The organism is Aequorivita sp. IT1282 (assembly GCF_058068205.1).
In genome coordinates this window covers 449,825-462,309 of the sequence record NZ_JBYRHR010000001.1, presented here as the reverse complement: position 1 = coordinate 462,309, position 12,485 = coordinate 449,825, and the positions used below count along the sequence as shown (strand labels likewise).

At 36.3% G+C, this 12,485-nt stretch carries 10 protein-coding genes; 4 read left to right on the top strand and 6 right to left on the bottom strand.

What is annotated here, in order from left to right; translation table 11 throughout:
- Positions 1-33 precede the first annotated feature (33 nt).
- Positions 34-1,488, top strand: coding sequence for a nucleotidyl transferase family protein (locus AC3RVG_RS02160; protein WP_489689787.1), 1,455 nt, complete (start codon positions 34-36; stop codon positions 1,486-1,488).
- On the opposite strand, the gene bcp is transcribed toward AC3RVG_RS02160, so the two are convergent.
- On the bottom strand, positions 1,485-1,937 hold the full coding sequence (gene bcp, locus AC3RVG_RS02155) for a thioredoxin-dependent thiol peroxidase (RefSeq protein WP_489689786.1): 453 nt from the start codon (positions 1,935-1,937) through the stop codon (positions 1,485-1,487). The genes AC3RVG_RS02160 and bcp overlap by 4 nt on opposite strands.
- A gap of 30 nt (positions 1,938-1,967) precedes the next feature.
- Between bcp and AC3RVG_RS02150 the strand changes: the two genes are divergently transcribed.
- Positions 1,968-2,624 carry an endonuclease III domain-containing protein gene (locus AC3RVG_RS02150; RefSeq protein WP_489689785.1) on the top strand — a complete coding sequence of 219 codons (657 nt, stop codon included), beginning with the start codon at positions 1,968-1,970 and terminating at the stop codon, positions 2,622-2,624.
- 99 nt (positions 2,625-2,723) lie between these two features.
- On the opposite strand, the gene AC3RVG_RS02145 is transcribed toward AC3RVG_RS02150, so the two are convergent.
- The gene (locus AC3RVG_RS02145; RefSeq protein ID WP_181566797.1) at positions 2,724-2,876 is read right to left on the bottom strand and encodes a hypothetical protein; all 153 of its coding nucleotides are present in this window, start codon (positions 2,874-2,876) and stop codon (positions 2,724-2,726) included.
- A 57-nt stretch (positions 2,877-2,933) separates the two neighbouring features.
- A complete protein-coding gene (locus AC3RVG_RS02140) occupies positions 2,934-3,518 on the bottom strand; it encodes an RNA polymerase sigma factor (RefSeq protein WP_489689784.1) in 585 nt (194 codons plus the stop codon).
- Positions 3,519-3,775: 257 nt separating this feature from the next.
- On the opposite strand from AC3RVG_RS02140, the gene uvrA reads away from it, so the two are divergent.
- Positions 3,776-6,553, top strand: coding sequence for an excinuclease ABC subunit UvrA (gene uvrA, locus AC3RVG_RS02135; RefSeq protein ID WP_489689783.1), 2,778 nt, complete (start codon positions 3,776-3,778; stop codon positions 6,551-6,553).
- A 279-nt stretch (positions 6,554-6,832) separates the two neighbouring features.
- Positions 6,833-8,116 carry a hypothetical protein gene (locus tag AC3RVG_RS02130; protein ID WP_489689782.1) on the top strand — a complete coding sequence of 428 codons (1,284 nt, stop codon included), beginning with the start codon at positions 6,833-6,835 and terminating at the stop codon, positions 8,114-8,116.
- Positions 8,117-8,190: 74 nt separating this feature from the next.
- Here the strand turns inward: AC3RVG_RS02130 and AC3RVG_RS02125 are convergent, their stop codons facing one another.
- The 3 genes from AC3RVG_RS02125 to AC3RVG_RS02115 all read right to left on the bottom strand — a co-directional run bounded on the left by AC3RVG_RS02125 (position 8,191) and on the right by AC3RVG_RS02115 (position 12,458).
- Positions 8,191-9,471 carry a glycosyltransferase family 4 protein gene (locus AC3RVG_RS02125; RefSeq protein WP_489689781.1) on the bottom strand — a complete coding sequence of 427 codons (1,281 nt, stop codon included), beginning with the start codon at positions 9,469-9,471 and terminating at the stop codon, positions 8,191-8,193.
- Positions 9,472-9,599: 128 nt separating this feature from the next.
- Entirely contained in the window at positions 9,600-12,041 is a 2,442-nt protein-coding gene (locus AC3RVG_RS02120; RefSeq protein ID WP_489689780.1) for a YfhO family protein, read from the bottom strand.
- Between the two features lie 153 nt (positions 12,042-12,194).
- Positions 12,195-12,458 carry a DUF4834 family protein gene (locus AC3RVG_RS02115; protein WP_489689779.1) on the bottom strand — a complete coding sequence of 88 codons (264 nt, stop codon included), beginning with the start codon at positions 12,456-12,458 and terminating at the stop codon, positions 12,195-12,197.
- Positions 12,459-12,485: the final 27 nt, after the last annotated feature.

The window sequence follows — 12,485 nt, the reverse complement described above, 5'->3', positions numbered from 1 at the left end:
GCTACCTTTGTTAATTAAAGATATAACGCTGCTATGCCAGAAACCATAATAGGAGATAAGGAATTTGAAAACATTCCCTCTATAAAAAGTAAGGCTTTACGAATCAACCTGAACGAAAATATTTATGGCACTTTTGCCGAAATTGGCGCAGGACAGGAAACAGTGCGTAATTTTTTTAGAGCTGGCGGCGCATCCGGAACAATTGCTAAAACCATGTCTGCTTATGATAAGGATTTTAGCGATGCCATTTATGGAATTGAAGAGGACGGAAGATATGTAACCGAATCTCGTTTACAGAAAATGCTCTCTCACGAGTTTCAACTTATTGAAGAGCGTATAAACCGCGACAAACACCCAAATAGATTATTCTTTTCATTCGCAAATACGGTAGCTACCATAGATTTTGCAAAGAAATATAAAGGTCATGGATGGGTTGGTGTTCGCTATCAAATTGATCCAAAAGAACCGTATAACGAAATTACTTTGCACATTCGTTTTCACGAAAACGATGCGCAATTACAGCAAATAACGCTAGGAACTTTAGGTGTAAATCTTATTTATGGCGCATACTATAAATACGATCAGCCTAACAAATTGCTTCGTTATCTCTATGACCATATTGACAAAGACAAGATTGAAATAGATACAATCAATTTTTCGGGACCACGTTTTGAAAATGTTGATAATAGATTAATGAGTCTTCAACTTATTAAAAATGGCATGACCGATGCCGTTATGTTTGATCCGGACGGGCATAATATTCTTCCGGCTAGAATTCTTTATAAGAAAAATATCTTGGCACTTCGCGGTAGTTTTAGACCTGTTACGAAAGTAAACATAGATATGTTTGAGCGTTCGTACGAAATGTTTTTAGCTGAAAACAGAGTAGAAAAAGATAGAACAGAAGTTATTTTTGAAATTACACTTTCAAATCTTCGAGCCGAAGGTGAAATTGATGAAGAAGACTTTATGGATCGCGCAAAATTACTTTGCTCCCTCGGCCATACGGTTATGATTTCGAATTTTCAGGAATATTATAAATTGGTTGAATATTTCTCAAGATATACTAAGATGCGCATGGGGCTTGCCATGGGCGTAAATAACTTGGTAGATATCTTTGACGAAAAATACTATCGTCATTTAAGTGGAGGCATATTAGAAGCTTTTGGAAAGTTATTCTTTAAAGATTTGAAAGTGTACCTCTACCCTATGAAAGATGCGGAAACTGGTGAATATACAGATAGCGAAAATCTAAAAGTACACCCACGTATGAAGGAATTGTACAAATTCTTTAAATACAACGGAAAAGTGGTTGATATTACTGATTACAATCCTGAAATCATGGAAATATTTTCGCGCGAAGTATTATCAAAGATTGAAAAACACGAAGAAGGATGGGAAGAAATGCTACCTCCTGGTGTTGCTGAAATTATTAAGGAAAAGAAACTTTTCAATTGCAAAGTGGAATCAGCAAAAATAAGTAACTAATCCAGTATTTGGGCGGCGTGGTCTTTGGTTTTTACCTTGTCTATAACGCGTGTTATAATTCTGTTTTCATCCATCACAAACGTTTTTCTGTGAATACCGTCATACGTTTTTCCCATGAATTTTTTCGGTCCCCAAACACCAAACCCATTAATTACTTCTTTATTTTCATCAGCCAATAACAGAAAAGGAAACTCGTATTTCTCTTTAAAGTTTTTCTGGCGCTTTTCACTATCGGCACTTACGCCAAGCAGCTCATATCCTTCTTTTTGAAGTTCTTTGTAATTATCGCGAAGATTGCAGGCTTCAGTTGTACAACCTGGTGTACTGGCTTTTGGATAGAAAAAAACTACCCATTTTTTTCCTTTATAATCTGTTGAAGATATACTATTTCCGTCTTGATCGTTTACTTTAAAATCTGGAGCCTTATCCCCTACCATTAATGTTGTCATAATCCCTATTTTTGTATAAAAGTACTTAAAATGACCAAACAAGAGAAGGTTACGTTTGTAATTAATACGTTAAAGAACATTTATCCTCAAATCCCTATTCCTTTAGACCATAAAGACCCGTATACATTATTGATTGCCGTATTGCTCTCTGCACAAAGTACCGATGTTCGGGTGAATAAAATTACACCACTTTTATTCGAAATAGCCGATAACCCGTACGATATGGTGAAGCTTACTGTGGAAGAAATACGCGAAATTATAAAACCTGTTGGTCTTTCGCCTATGAAAGCGAAAGGCATTCACGGGCTTTCAGAAATGTTGATTGAAACATACAACGGAATTGTTCCAGCAGATTTTGAAGCTTTGGAATCTTTTCCGGCTGTTGGGCACAAAACCGCTAGTGTAGTGATGAGCCAAGCCTTTAATATACCTGCATTTCCGGTAGATACACACATACACCGATTAATGTATCGTTGGGGGTTTACAAATGGCAAAAATGTAGTGCAGACCGAAAAAGATGCAAAAAGATTATTCCCAATAGATTTATGGAATTCGCTTCATTTACAGATAATTTGGTACGGAAGACAATACTCTCCAGCGCGCGGCTGGGATTTAGAAAAGGATATAATCACTAAAACCATTGGCAGAAAAACAGTCATTGAAGATTATTGGAAAAAGAAAAAGTGATAAATGAATAAGTGGCGAATGAAGAGTTTAATATAGCTGAATTATTCATTTTTGAACGTAAAAAACCCCGAAAAGCTAATTCCGGGGTTTCTCCAAAGTTTAGTTTAGAAGCGCTTCAAACTTCATTTTATGGTAATCTATAACACTTAAAGCCATCGAATAATCCAGAAGAAATTTTATAGTTTCTTCTTTTGGAACAAGATTTTTATTCACGTCGTCCACCCGTGAGGTTTTAGAGTAAAATTTTTGCATAGAATATTATTTAGAGGTTTTATTTCCAAATAACGAAACAAAATTTACTTTATTGTATTAATTAGTTAATATAATATTGTGTTTATCAATCACTTTGCGCAAATTAATGAGCGCATAGCGCATACGTCCTAGCGCAGTATTAATACTTACGCCAGTTTGTTCGCTTATTTCTTTAAAGCTCATATCCTTATAAATTCGCATTATAAGCACTTCTTTTTGGTCATCTGGCAATTCCTGAATTAGTCTGCGCACATCATCTTCCACCTGCCCTTTAATGATTTGCTTTTCAATATTGAGGGCATTGTCGCTTAGCACCGAAAATATATTGAAATCAGTATTGTTTTCAAATTTCGGCATGCGATTGTTTTTCCTGAAATGATCTATCACCAAATTATGGGCAATACGCATAACCCACGGAAGAAACTTTCCTTCTTCGTTATAAGCTCCCCTTTTTAAAGTTTTAATAACCTTAATAAAAGTATCTTGGAAAATGTCTTCAGAGACATCTCTATCAAAAACTTTAGAATAAATAAAACTGTAGATTCGTTGTTTGTGACGCTTAATTAGCTCACAAAGCGCAGATTCATTACCGTTCATATAAGCGTTTACGAGAAACGCATCAGAGTTTATGCTTTGCTTCATATCAATACTTTTTTTTAAAAAATAAACAACTATGGATTTGGTTGCTTAGTTTAAATGTTTATTTGTTAAAAGTAAAGATCAGCTATAGGCAATATTTTTTTTATATGACGTTAAGAGCCGTAAATATAACAACAAAGAAATTACAAATGCAAAGAAAAAGTTAAATTTCTCAAGAAAAATATTTAATATCTCCAAATGTGCATTGCTGAAACCGATATACTATCTTTGCACACAGCTATAAAAAAGGAAAAAATAAATTGAATACCGAAACATTAGATACAAAGAAATACATTCTTATTCAGGGTGCAAAACTTCACAACCTAAAAAATATTTCTGTTGCTATTCCTCGGAATAAATTGGTGGTAATAACAGGTCTTTCCGGTAGCGGAAAATCAAGTTTGGCGTTTGACACACTTTACGCAGAAGGCCAGCGACGCTACGTTGAAAGCCTTTCCAGTTATGCACGCCAATTTTTGGGAAGGTTAGATAAACCGAAAGTAGATTCCATAAAAGGTATTTCGCCAGCGATTGCAATTGAGCAAAAAGTAAATTCAACGAACCCACGATCCACCGTAGGCACCTCGACAGAAATTTATGATTATTTAAAATTACTTTTTACTCGAATTGGAAAAACAATTTCCCCAATTTCTGGAAGAGAAGTTAAAAAAGATACAACTACAGATGTTATAAGTTTTATTAAAAAATTCGCCGAAGGGGAAAAATTATTGCTCCTTGCCCCTATTCATTTAGAAGAAGGCCGAACAATGGAAAACAAAATTCAGTCTTTGGCGCAACAAGGCTATTCCCGAATTAAAGTTAAAGGCGAAGTTGTTAGAATAGATGAATTAAGTGGGAAATCGTTCCCTAAAAAAATAGATTTAGTTGTTGACCGTATTATTACGAAGGACGATGAAGATTTCTACAACCGACTTGCAGACGCTATTGAAATTGCTTTTTTTGAAGGAAAAGGTGAATTATATATCGAAACACTTTCTTCAAACAAAATAACCGAATTCAACAATCGTTTTGAAGCAGACGGAATGGTTTTCTTAGAACCGAACGTGCATCTTTTCAGTTTTAATAATCCGTACGGTGCTTGCCCCGTTTGTGAAGGTTACGGCGATGTTATTGGTATTGACGAAGATTTGGTAATTCCGAACACCTCTCTTTCAATTTATGAAAATGCAATATTCCCTTGGCGCGGAGAAAGTATGAGTTGGTATCGAGACCAATTGGTAAATAGTGCGTATAAATTCGACTTTCCAATCCACAAACCTTGGTTTGAATTATCTCCCGAACAAAAGCAGCTGGTTTGGGACGGCAACAAATCTTTTGAAGGCCTCAATTCTTTCTTTTCCTTTTTAGAATCGAAAAGCTATAAAATTCAAAACAGAGTAATGCTTTCGCGTTACCGTGGAAAAACAAAATGCGCAACCTGCAAAGGCAAACGATTACGTCCCGAAGCTAATTACGTTAAAATAAATGGCACTGCAATTCAAGAGTTGGTAGAGTTGCCTTTAGATAAAACAGCAGACTTTTTTAAAAATTTGAAACTTTCAGAATTTGATGAAAAAGTTGCGAAACGTTTGCTGCTTGAAATAAACAATCGCCTCAACTTTTTACAAGATGTTGGCTTGGGTTATTTAATGCTGAACCGCAAATCGAATACGCTCTCGGGTGGAGAATCGCAGCGCATCAACCTCGCTACCTCTTTAGGGAGCAGTCTCGTGGGTTCTATGTACATTTTAGACGAACCCAGCATCGGACTTCATCCAAAAGACACTGAAAGGCTTATTGTGGTTTTAAAAGCCCTTCGCGATTTGGGCAACACCGTGATTGTGGTAGAACACGATGAAGACATAATGAAAGCTGCAGACGAAATAATAGATATTGGTCCCGAAGCTGGAACCTTTGGCGGCGAAGTTGTAGCACAAGGTAATTACGCTGAAATTCTAAAATCTGAATCGCTAACTGCGAAATACTTAAATGGCGAAATGGAAATTGAAGTCCCGAAAAAACGGCGTACTTCAAATAATAAAGTTTCTATAACTGGTGCGCGCCAGAATAATTTAAAAAATATTGATGTTACTTTTCCTCTGAATATATTTACTGCTGTAACAGGTGTTTCTGGTAGCGGAAAAAGTACTTTGGTGAAGAAAATCCTCTATCCTGCCCTAATGCGGCAAATTGGTGGTTATGGTGAAAAACCCGGTCAGTTTTCAGAAATAAAGGGAGATTTTAGCACCATAAAAAGCATTGAATTTATTGACCAAAACCCAATTGGTCGTTCCAGCCGAAGTAACCCAGTAACCTATATTAAGGCTTACGACGACATTCGGAATTTGTACGCTTCTCAAAAACTTTCAGACATTCGTGGTTACAAAGCGAAACATTTCAGCTTTAACGTAGATGGCGGACGTTGCGAAACTTGCAAAGGAGAAGGCGAAGTTACTATCGAAATGCAATTTATGGCCGATGTGCATTTAATCTGTGATGTCTGCAACGGAAAACGTTTCAAAAAAGAAGTTTTAGAAGTAGCTTTTCAGGGCAAAAACATAGACAATATACTTACAATGACCGTGGATGATGCTGTTGCATTTTTCGGCGAGCATAAGCAGGCTAAAATTGCGGCAAAATTACAGCCACTGCAAGATGTGGGGCTTGGCTACGTGCAGCTTGGGCAAAGCTCCTCTACGCTTTCTGGTGGTGAGGCGCAACGTATTAAATTAGCATCGTTTTTGGTGAAAGGAACTTCAAAAGAAAAAACTGTTTTCATTTTTGATGAACCTACAACCGGTCTTCATTTTCACGACATAAAAAAACTACTTGCTTCCTTTTATGCTTTATTGGATAAAGGTCATACGGTTATAGTTGTAGAACACAATCTCGATTTAATTAAATGCGCAGATTACGTTATAGATCTTGGTCCCGAAGGTGGTGAAAACGGCGGAAGAGTTGTAGCCGTTGGAACTCCGGAAGAAGTTGCGAAAAACAAAGAATCATTTACAGCAAGCTATTTAAAGGAGAAACTTTAGAGTTGATAAAATCTTTTTGGCACACTAATTGAAACGTAATAAATAGAGATTAAGTTTTTGGTTGGTTAGTTTTTAAAAATCCGTTAAAGTGGTAAAATACTTTAGCGGATTTTTTAATTCAACAATTTTCAATTTTATACTTTTTTCGGTTTGCAACATCCCAAAACCCTCACTGATAATCAGTTTTTTAAAATTTTGGCACGGTCGTTGGTTATTCATAATCGTACTCAGCGAACCAAAAAACATAAAGCAAGTACGAACCTTTTAAATTTTAGAATTATGAAAAACCTAGCCCTTATATTCAGTATCCTTTTAGTGGGAATTTCTGCAAATGCAACTTCCCCCGAAAGTGAAAATGAACTCAGAAGAGATTATGATGGTAACGCTTACATCTTCGTTGAAGGCGATGTAGAATTCTCAGTATTTCCTGATGGTCAATTCGACTTTGTATATGTTGGTCCACAAAATGGATCGCAAGTAACTATTAGCACCCCAAATGTGAATGTTAGTTACAACTCCGGTTATGACTACGAAGCATACGTACAATTTGATGATTACGGCGCGGTGATTCAAGTAGAGAGTGTTCCCATTTACTATGATGAATACGGTAGAATCATTCAAGCAGGAAATGTAGACATTCGCTACAATAAAAGACGCCTTGTACAAGTAGGTGGATTAAATGTTCATTATAATAACTATGGTTATTATTCACATTACACCGGGTTTATAAACGTATATAATCCATACTATGTATATCGTCCTTGGCACGTATATTACGCACCACCAATTTATTCGCACTGCGTAGTTTATGATATGCCTTACAGAAGATATTATTCGCCAGTTAGATACGGTTATCACGATCACGTAGTATATTACAAAAAGAAACATAAAGTAGCATACCACAATGGTCGCAGAGATTTCTATCGCCCAGGCAGTCGTGTTTACGATAAGAAAGGGAGAGCATCTGTAAATAGAGATTATAATCCCAACAGAAAAAATACAATGATTGCTACAAGTAATACACGTTCAAATAACACGGTAAGAAATAATAGTAATAGTACAGTTAGAAACAACAACACACGTAATAATAGTGCAGTTCGAAGCAATAACACCAGAAACAGCAGTGCCGTTCGAAATAATAACACAAGAAGTGAAACTGTAACTAGAAGTAGTAGCACCAACAGTAAAGGCGCTGCAACGGTTGACCGTAACAAGCAAAGCGATAGAAACTATTCTAGCAATGCTTCTACCAGAAACACGACTACTACTAGAGATAATAACAACACCCGAGTTAATAATAACACACGAAAGGAAAGTACAGTTCGCTCAAACAATCCTAGAACAGTTTCTAATAATAAAACAGTTCAAAGACAAACGCAAACTGCTCCTTCAAATAACAGAAGTAGTACGGTAATAAGAAATACAACGAAGGCTCCCAAAAGAGAAACTGCGAGCCGCAGCACAGTAAATAAATCCAGCGCTCCATCACGAAGCAATTCAAGTGCAAAAACCTCCAGAAGTAGTTCCAAAAAGGAAACTAGCTCACGAGGAGGACGCGGATAAAAGGTAGTTTTTTGGTTGGTTGAAAACCTTCGTGATTCGCCATTGGCGGAGATCGAAGGTTTTTTTATTCAGAATTATTCTTTTAAAATTAGGGAAGCCATGTTCCGTGTCAATTCTTTCCTGCTGTATTTTTCAATTCCTTCGGAAGCAATTTTTAAGTCGCCACTTTTAAAGTTTTCGTATAACTGGAGCATTTCAATCTTCAAATCATCATCGTCCCAATAGCTGAAAAATTTACCAGATTTAGTTTCGGTAATGATTTCTTCAATATCACTTTCCTTTGGTCCGAATGCAATAATTGGCCGTCTGGCGGCTAAATACTCAAAAAGTTTTCCGGGAATAATAGCACGGGTTTCGGCGCTATTTATTTCAACTAACAATAGTACTTGACTTTGATGTTGCAGTTTTATAGCTTCTTGATGAGAAACGTAACCCAAAAATTCACAATTTGCAAGTAGCTTAAAATTTTCAAGACTTTTCTTTACTTCATCGCTTACAGCTCCGGCAAATTTAAGAATCAAATCCTTTTTGAAAGCAGCGTTTTCTTTGCAAATTTCGGAAAGCACTTTCCATATAACTTCCGGATTTCTTTCGCTTAATAAAGAACCAATATGCGATATCGAAAAAGATGAATCCATCTTAAAATCCACTTCGTCCGTAATATCATAGCCATTTGTTATAACCTCGATCGGAGTTTCGGTTATCATTTCAAACTCCTTTTTTGTAGTCGGACTCGTAACGGTAATTAAATCTGCAGTTTTTAAAACTGACGCTTCCAATGCTTTGTGTTTTCGCTCTGAAGTTTTATTTAATCGAAGCGATTTATGGTAGTGAATTGTGGTCCAAGGATCACGAAAATCTGCAATCCATTTTATATTAAATTCTTTTTGAAGTTGCATCCCAATAAGATGTAAACTATGCGGCGGACCAGTTGTTATTACAACATCCACAGCGTTTTCTGTTATATATTTCGACAGAAATTCAACCGAAGGATTCACCCAACCTACACGCGCATCGGGAATAAAAAAGTTGCCGCGTACATAGAGCATCAACTTCTCCATTGCCGAAATTTCCTTTTTTGAAATAATCCCGCTACTCATTTTGTTAGTTTTCTTCTTTGAAAAAACCCTTGCAAAGCGGTATGGTTCGTTTATTGGTTGCTTAATTATTTCAATATCCGAAGGAATTTCTGAAGTAAAATTTTCATCAATTAGAGGATAACTCGGGTTTTCGGGCGCGTAAACAATTGGTTCTACACCAAACTCTCGAAAGTATTTTACAAAATTTAACCAGCGCTGTACGCCCGGACCACCTGCTGGAGGCCAATAATATGTAATGATTAGGGCGTGTTTCATTTTAGGTTATTCAGTTTTTTGGTACTAGTTAGTGAGTTATATATTAAATAACTTTATAACTAAATAACTCAGTAACATTCGTAATTTTCGATGCTTTTTAGGCCGCAAAGAACTTCAAAACTTTATTGTTAATTTGATTTATTTACTTCTTTTTTCCGATAGGCCAAATACAAGCCGCCTAATAAAATAAGCAGAAAAATGATACTGCTCACTAACGAAATAGTGCTTCCGGTTTGGATTACTTTTGGTTCAAATTTAAATTCTATTTTATTGTTTCCCGGAGGAATTACCATTGCCCGCAGCAAATAATTCGCGCGGAAATATTCTGCAGGTTTACCATTTACGTAGGCATTCCAACCTTTTGGGTAATACACTTCAGAAAAAATTACAAGTTGGTCAGTATCTGTAGAAGCTTCATAAACTATATGGTTAGGTTTATAACTAAATAGTTCAATTGTAGAAACCGTGTCTCTTTTAATTTGTTGCGTAGGTATTTTTGAAAGAAATTCTTTATTTATAACAGCGGTTTTTTTAATATCCAAACTGTCTAAAAGTTGTATTTCTTCATTGGCGTTTTCAGCGGGAAGTACATTTTCAACAAACCAAGCATCACCATTTGCGTAGGGATTACGTTGCGCTACTGGCCCACCATTTTTGCTTTCCACAATTATATAGCGGACGTTCATCATATTCAGAATCCCAATATTTCCTTTTGAAATATAAAATTCAAATAAATCCTGCATTCTACCAGGCTTTGCCGCATGATACCCGCCTAAAGCATTGTGATAATAACTAGCGCGCCCACTGTTGAAAGCATTTATTGAGGCATCATAAACACGGTAATGGCCATCATCTTCCAAAATCTGCATGTCTGCTCCATTCTTCTGGAACGGTTCATCAACTACTCTTGCTTGCACGAAGTCGTCTTCGTTTACATATCTTCTGTCAACGCCCACTAAATCGACCAAAACCAAGACGCAAAGTGCGCCGATTGCAAATCCTTTTTTCAATGTTCCTTTTATGAAAAACCAAAGAACAGCTGCCGTTAAAAGCACAAATATCAATGAACGAAATGCATCGGAAGTGAAAAGCGACATTCTATCTTCGCGAATAGCTTCCAAGAATGGAAGCCCCATTTCATCTCTAAAATAGCTATCGTATGGGCTCGCAAAATCGAAAAGTGTAGATTTAAAAATTATGAAAATTAAAGTAAGTCCGCCAACGATTCCTGTTGAATAAAGCAGCGCTTTTTTCTTTTCATCTTCACGTTCAAATTTACTGAAAAACTGATGCAACCCAACAATAGCTAGGATTGGCAGAATCAATTCTATAATAACTTGTATTGAAGAAACCGCGCGGAATTTATTGTAAAGCGGCACATAATCAATAAAAAATTCTGTGAGTCCGCTGAAGTTTTTACCCCAAGAAAGTAGCAGGGTTAATACAAAACCAGTAACAATCCACCACTTCAATCTTCCACGAACTAAAAACAACGCCAAAACTGCGAGAAAAATAATAATTGCGCCAATATAAGCTGGTGCTCCTACAAATGATTGGTCTCCCCAATACATCGGAATTTGACTTAATACCTGATTTGCTTCTTGAGAAGAAGCGCCCATTCGCATTAAACTTTCAATAGTTTTTGAATCTTTTGGAAATGCTTCCGTAGAACTTCCTCCCATAAAACGGGGAATAAACAGGTTTAAACTTTCTAGTTTTCCGTAGCTATATTCAGTAATATAATCGAAATCGAGACCCGTTTTGTTGTCCTTCGGTGTATTATCGGCGTTTATCGTTAACTCCGTTTTGCCACGTGTGGAAGTGTCTGCGTATTCCTTTGTAGCCAAAATATTTGTGGCATTTAAACCTATAGAAATTATAACGGCAATTGCCATTATTCCCACTGCCTTAAAAAAATGTGGCAACATTTTCTTTTTGAAAGCATCAATTGCATAAACGATTCCGATGATTACTACCAAAAGCAACAAATAATACGTCATTTGGAAGTGGTTTGCTACGAGTTCCAATGCCAATGAAACGGTAAGTAATAAAAACCCCCAGAGATATTTTCCTCTAAATGTTAGTAAAATTCCACTTAAAACAAAGGGCATATAGGCTATTGCATGGGCTTTTGCGTTGTGGCCAACACCTAAAATAATAATTAAATACGTTGAAAAACCAAATGCTAAAGCGCCGAGAAAAGCTAATTTATAATCAACTTTAAGCACTAAAAAGAGAATATACATTCCTATAAAATAAAGGAACAAATAATCTGCCGGACGAGGCAGAAAACGAATGGCGAGATCTAAATCTTTTATGTAATTATTTGGATATTTTGCACCAAGTTGATACGTAGGCATTCCGCCGAAAGCTGCGTCAGTCCAATAGGTTTCTTCGCCTGTTGCCGCACGATAATCGTTTTGCTGTTTAGCCATTCCTGTGTATTGAACAATATCACTTTGGAATATTTTTTTGCCCTGTAAAACGGGGTTGAAATAGGCTAAAGATGCAATGATGAATAAAATGAAAACAACTAAATGAGGAAGAAACTTTTTATAGTTGGCGAGCATAATTTGGCTTATAAATTTGAAGTGGGGAAATTAGGGTTTTTTTTTGAAAGCAGAAACCAGTATTGAAGGTAAACACGAACCATGACGTTTAGATGCACAACAGATAGTGATTCAGAAAAGTCCTGTTTCACAAACGTGATTCAAACCGTCATTTTATTCTACCTCTTCATATTCCACATATTCTCCAACTTTTTTGCTGGTTCTGGAATTACCTGTAGGATTTTTATCGATTGTAATACTTCCCTCCTGTTCGCGTTTCGAATTCACGTTTGAATTGTTTCCGAAGAATTGCTCAAACTGCTGCCCAGCCTTTTTCGAAATATAGCGCATTAAGTAAGGGGTAGCCAGCCTAATAAGAAATTTAAGCGCAAAGTATACCAGAAGAACGATCAGTATCGTTTTTAGGAATGTCATCATATCTGTCAAAATTGTTTCCAAAAATAA

Excerpts from the sequence above, each read along its gene's own strand:
- AC3RVG_RS02160 (WP_489689787.1), top strand. The coding sequence starts at position 34 with ATGCCAGAAACCATAATAGGAGATAAGGAATTTGAAAACATTCCCTCT.
- bcp (WP_489689786.1), bottom strand. The coding sequence starts at position 1,937 with ATGACAACATTAATGGTAGGGGATAAGGCTCCAGATTTTAAAGTAAAC.
- AC3RVG_RS02150 (WP_489689785.1), top strand. The coding sequence starts at position 1,968 with ATGACCAAACAAGAGAAGGTTACGTTTGTAATTAATACGTTAAAGAAC.
- AC3RVG_RS02145 (WP_181566797.1), bottom strand. The coding sequence starts at position 2,876 with ATGCAAAAATTTTACTCTAAAACCTCACGGGTGGACGACGTGAATAAA.
- AC3RVG_RS02140 (WP_489689784.1), bottom strand. The coding sequence starts at position 3,518 with ATGAAGCAAAGCATAAACTCTGATGCGTTTCTCGTAAACGCTTATATG.
- AC3RVG_RS02130 (WP_489689782.1), top strand. The coding sequence starts at position 6,833 with ATGAAAAACCTAGCCCTTATATTCAGTATCCTTTTAGTGGGAATTTCT.
- AC3RVG_RS02125 (WP_489689781.1), bottom strand. The coding sequence starts at position 9,471 with ATGAAACACGCCCTAATCATTACATATTATTGGCCTCCAGCAGGTGGT.
- AC3RVG_RS02120 (WP_489689780.1), bottom strand. The coding sequence starts at position 12,041 with ATGCTCGCCAACTATAAAAAGTTTCTTCCTCATTTAGTTGTTTTCATT.
- AC3RVG_RS02115 (WP_489689779.1), bottom strand. The coding sequence starts at position 12,458 with ATGATGACATTCCTAAAAACGATACTGATCGTTCTTCTGGTATACTTT.